The sequence below is a fragment of the Streptomyces sp. NPDC001156 genome (assembly GCF_053598275.1).
The window spans coordinates 1-4,830 of sequence record NZ_JBSFJX010000365.1; the positions used below are offsets into that span (position 1 = coordinate 1).

General features: G+C 68.7%; 4 protein-coding genes. All 4 read left to right on the plus strand.

Annotated elements, in window-relative coordinates; genetic code table 11:
• The first annotated feature begins 263 nt into the window (after positions 1-263).
• Positions 264-413: a hypothetical protein gene (locus ACWDA7_RS50375; protein ID WP_450614612.1), complete on the plus strand. Its 150-nt coding sequence runs from the start codon at positions 264-266 to the stop codon at positions 411-413.
• Positions 413-574 (plus strand): hypothetical protein, encoded by a 162-nt coding sequence (locus tag ACWDA7_RS50380; RefSeq protein WP_450614614.1) that lies wholly within the window; start codon positions 413-415, stop codon positions 572-574. The genes ACWDA7_RS50375 and ACWDA7_RS50380 overlap by 1 nt, the downstream gene beginning before the upstream one ends.
• Before the next feature lie 295 nt (positions 575-869).
• On the plus strand, positions 870-2,273 hold the full coding sequence (locus ACWDA7_RS50385) for a glutamine synthetase (protein ID WP_450614616.1): 1,404 nt from the start codon (positions 870-872) through the stop codon (positions 2,271-2,273).
• Positions 2,274-2,326: 53 nt separating this feature from the next.
• Positions 2,327-3,535 carry an amidohydrolase family protein gene (locus tag ACWDA7_RS50390; protein WP_450614618.1) on the plus strand — a complete coding sequence of 403 codons (1,209 nt, stop codon included), beginning with the start codon at positions 2,327-2,329 and terminating at the stop codon, positions 3,533-3,535.
• Positions 3,536-4,830 lie beyond the last annotated feature (1,295 nt).

Genomic DNA, 4,830 nt, shown 5'->3' on the forward strand with positions numbered 1-4,830 from the left:
CGCGGGATTCCATCTCCACGCTCATGCTTCCCCACCCAGGTGGGCAAAACCCACACCGAACCCTACGGTTCGCATAGGTGCGCTTAGCTGATCAGAGACGCTGTTCCGTCGCATCCGGAGGCGGTCGCGTTCGCCGCACGCGACGACTTCGACATCGACGTGCTGGCCGCCTACTGGCCCCAAGGCAAAGGCCGGCTCGAGCGACAGGTCGGCATCATCCGCGACATGTCCTGGCCGCCCGGGCCTTCTCATCGATCGAGGAGATGAACGCCGCCTTCGCGTGTGTCAACGCGTTGAACGACTACCTCTCCACGTACTCCATGCCGCGGCTGGGCGGCCTCCACGACGCCTGCCTGGACCACTACGGAATGGAGCACTCCGGGTACACGGCAACACCATCGGCTCCACTCTGATGGACACCGCCCTGCTCTGGGACGGGTACCTGGCGGGCAACCGCGACCTCGGCGCCCGGAACGAAAAGCTCCAGGCGTCGGTACTGGCCGCCTGGACGCAACGCGCGGACGTCAACCCGACTGTGCCGCCTCACAGTTGGGGCGCCTGGACGACCCGGTGAACGGCTACGGCAGCACCTACAACGCGGCCAACGGCATCCAGTTGCTCGGCCTGACCGACCCCATCGCTGCGCTCCGAGGCCGTCGACGACCATGCCCGTGGATTGTCGGGCCCCACCGCGCGGGCTGACGCACGGCCATGCGGAGGCGAGTTCCCTCGGCCTGGATACGACACACTCTGCGGCAAGGTCGTAGCCGACCCTCCAGACCGTTGTGGTGCGCCATCCTGGGCCGTGGGCACCGCAGGCACGACCATCGGTGTGCAGGCACCGGCCCTCAACTCGCCGAGGAGGACGCATGACGACCCTTGCCGACCCCATCCCCGGCGGGCGCCCGGGTGACATCGAGCGGGCCAGCGCGCTGGAGACGGAGCTGTCGGCACGGGGTGTGCACGGCATCGTCCTGGCGTACATCGACACCGCGGGCATCGGCAGGGTGAAGACGATCCCGACGGCCCGGCTCGCCTTGGCGACCGCCTGGGGGGTGGGAATGTCGCCAGTGTTCGACACCTTCCTGGCCAACGACTCCATCGTCACGACGGACGTGCTGGGCTCGCCGGACGGTGATCTGCGCCTGTATCCCGACCTCGACCACCTCGTGGTCCTGTCGGGACAGCCGGGCTGGGCCTGGGCTCCGGTCGACCGGATCACCCAGGAGGGCGAACGGCACCCGGCGTGCAGCCGCACCTTCCTGCGCCGCGTCGTCGCGGACGCGGCGCGGCATCACGGCATGGCGTTCAAGGCGGCCATCGAGGTCGAGTGGACCATCGGGCAGGGAGCCGCACTGGGGGACGAGTTCGTCCCCGCCATCTCGGGTCCGGCCTACAGCGCCGTCCGACAGATTGGACTGAGCGACTACACCGTCGAGTTGCTGGCGGCATTCGCAGCCCAGGGCGTGGACGTCGACCAGATCCATCCCGAGTACGCGGCGGGGCAGTTCGAGATCTCGGTCGGTGCGCTCGACCCGGTGGCCGCAGCGGACCGGAGCGTGCTGGTGAGACAGACCATCCGGGCGGTGTCCCAGCGTCATGGACTCAAGGTCTCCTTCTCGCCGGCGGTTTCGACGGAAGGAGTCGGCAACGGCGGTCACGTCCACCTTTCCGCCTGGCGCGACGGAGTCAATCTGCACGCACATGGCGAGCGCCGCCATGGCATGACCGCGGAGGCAGAGTCGTTCGTCGCCGGCCTGCTCGGCCACTTGCCCGCCCTTACGGCTGTGACCGCACCGAGCCCGGCGAGCTATCTGCGGCTCAAACCGTCCCAGTGGGCCGGGGTTTTCGCCGTCTGGGGTCACGAGACCCGCGAATCGGCGGTGCGCATCATCACCGGCACGGCGGGGATGCACGGCCAGGCGGCGAATCTGGAGGTGAAACCGGTCGACCTGGCCGCCAACCCGTACCTCGCCCTCGGTTGCCTCATCACTGCCGGGCTCGACGGACTGGAGTCCTCCTTACCGCTGCCTGAGGAGGTCACCGGAGACCCCGCGCGGTTCACCGCCGAGGAGGCGGTCCTCCGGGGCGTGCACCGCCTGCCGACGACGCTGGAGGAGTCGGTCGAGAAGTTCCGCGAGGACGAGCGGCTTCGCACCGCTCTGGGACCCGTCCTGGCGGACGCGGTGATCGCCGTACGCCTCGGCGAGGTCGCCGCCGTGGCCGGACTCGACGACGAACTCGTGGCAGCGGCGTACCGGTGGAAGTACTGAACAGGGCGCTACAGCGGATATCGCCGATCCTCAAGCCAGGAGGCCGTCCAGCCGTGAGCAGCTCACCACCATTCGCCACCGGGCCCGTCCAGGAGACCATCGAAGCTCTCTCGCTCGTGGATCACCACTGCCATGGCGTCCTCACCGCCGATCCGAACCCGGAGGAGTTCCAGTCGCTGATGACCGAAGGGGACGTATGGCCCGCGAGCGGCATCACCCCCTTCGACAGCCCCGTCGGCGTGGCGATCCGGCGCCACTGTGCCCCTGTGCTGGACCTGCCACGGCACGCTCCTGCAACGGAATACCTGGCAAGGCGGGCCGAATTGGGCTGGCGCGAGGTGAACCGAAGGTTCATCGCCAGTGCGGGAACGCACGTGTTCTGCGTGGACACCGGCTACACCCCCGACCGTCTCACGACACCCACGGACCTCGCCGGTGCGGCAGGTCGCCCGGCGACAGCCGCCTACGAAGTCCTACGCCTGGAGGCCCTCGCCGAGGCCGTCGCAGCCGGGGGAGTGGAGCCGGATGAGTACGCCTCCGTCTTCGTCGCCGCCGCGCGGAACGCCATCGACGAGCGCGGCGCGGTGGCGGTGAAGTCGGTCGCCGCCTACCGCACCGGATTCGACCTGGAGCCCAGCCGGCCATCGGACGCGGACGTCACCGAGGCGGCACGGCGCTGGCTGACCTCGTCAAGAACCGGCACCGTAGCTGACGGAGCCGAGCAGGAAACCCACACGTGTCCCCGCCTGAGCGACCCGGTTCTCGTACGGCATCTGCTCTGGACCGCGGTGGACCTTGGGTTGCCCCTTCAACTGCACACCGGCTTCGGGGACAACGACATCCGGATGCACCGGGCGGACCCCACCCATCTCACCGACTGGCTGCACCTCACCTCCGGCACGATCGTCGTCCTGCTCCTGCACTGTTGGCCTTACCAGCGTCAGGCCGCCTACCTGGCCTCGGTCTTCGAACGCGTCTACCTCGACGTCGGGCTCACCCTGCACCACGTCGGCCCCTTCCGCGCTCGCGCGATTCTGGAAGAAGCGCTCGAGATCACGCCGTTCCGCAAACTCCTCTACAGCTCGGACGCCTACGGGATCGCCGAGTTCTACCACCTTGGGGCACTGGCCTTCCGGCGGGGTCTGGCGGAGCTGCTCCAGGCCCGGGTGGACGCGGACGAACTGAGCCTGGCCGACGCACGGCAGATCGCCGCATGGACGGGCCGCGACAACGCCCGCCAGGTGTACGGGCTGCCCCAGTGAGACCCCTTCGGTGATCACGACGCGTTCCGGTCAGGGGCCTGGCTTGTGGGTCTCCGGCGTATGCTTTTGCATACCGGGACCGCTGCCGGTAGAGGCCGCGACGTGTGGAGTACGGGGCCAGGTTCGCTCTATGGGCCATGGAACACGAGGCTCCGCGCGCCAGCGTCGCCCGCCGACGCCATGCAGCCGGACGGCGTCGCGGCGAGGCCATCACCTGCTTTCGCAGACCCTTGTGCCGTTACCTTGCCCGCCGGCGCCGTCGTACGCAGGTCCCGTCCGCAGGAAGCCACCGGGGATGTGTGGTGCACCAGACTCTTCGGATTGGCGGGCAAGGGCGTGCATGAGATCCCCATCAAGACGAGCTGGTTCACGATGACCGTGACCGTCCGATGGACCCACGACGGCTGTCGAGTCAGTGACTTCGCCCAGCAGGACGGCCCGGAGCCGACGAGCGCCGCGTCCGAGTTCGGCCGGGCCCGCTGCCGTAACGCACGAGACGGCCGCCCGTACGATGACCAACGTGACCCTCCGCCGAATTCTTGGTACCGGCCCCAGGCTCCCGCGCAACAGCATCTGCGCTGCCCAGGGAGGCCTTCTTGACGCTGCCCGGTGTTCACCTCCCCGACCTTGACGAGTTGCGGGCCCGAGGAGCGCTCGGCACCCAGCCCGCGCCGCCGCTGAGCCAGCGCAGCGCTCTCGGAGTCGCCGGCCGCGCGGGCGATGGCCCGCCCGGTGATGTCGGCGGGCCGTGTAGCGTGACGCCCGGGCCGCGGTCGACGCGTACCGGGCTGGTGACGTGCGTCGTGAGGCGGACGCGCAAGGGTGGCGTCTTGAGCTGGGCTTGTCGGCCGCCGAGTGGGAGCATGAGCGTGGGGCCGTGCCGGGCGGGCAATATCTGCCGTCCAGCATGATCAAGGCCCGTACCCGCCAGGCAGCCGCGTTTCTCACCGCGCATGGCCGTCTCCCGGTGGGCGATGGACGGCGTCATCGCAGGATCGTCCCAGATGCTGTGCGAGCCGCCACGCTGGTCGGGGAACTTGCAGTTCAGGCCGAGAATCGTGTTTTCGAGCGGTGCAGGCCGTCCAGCACCGCCCACCAGCCAGCTACGGCGCGGATATGTGCACATCCAATGAGGAATCCACTACTAGACGAGTCTGTCCGAATACGATCAGTGATCGAAGGCGGTCAGTGAGCGGCTGACCGCCTGGCCGGTCTGGAAGTTGTGCCAGAGTGCGTCCTGAACGCGAGGGGGAGCTTGATGTAGGAGGAGCTGCTCGAAGCGGTGCTGCGTGATC

Coding starts and splice junctions, on each gene's coding strand:
- ACWDA7_RS50375 (WP_450614612.1), top strand. CDS start 264: ATGAACGCCGCCTTCGCGTGTGTCAACGCGTTGAACGACTACCTCTCC.
- ACWDA7_RS50380 (WP_450614614.1), top strand. CDS start 413: ATGGACACCGCCCTGCTCTGGGACGGGTACCTGGCGGGCAACCGCGAC.
- ACWDA7_RS50385 (WP_450614616.1), top strand. CDS start 870: ATGACGACCCTTGCCGACCCCATCCCCGGCGGGCGCCCGGGTGACATC.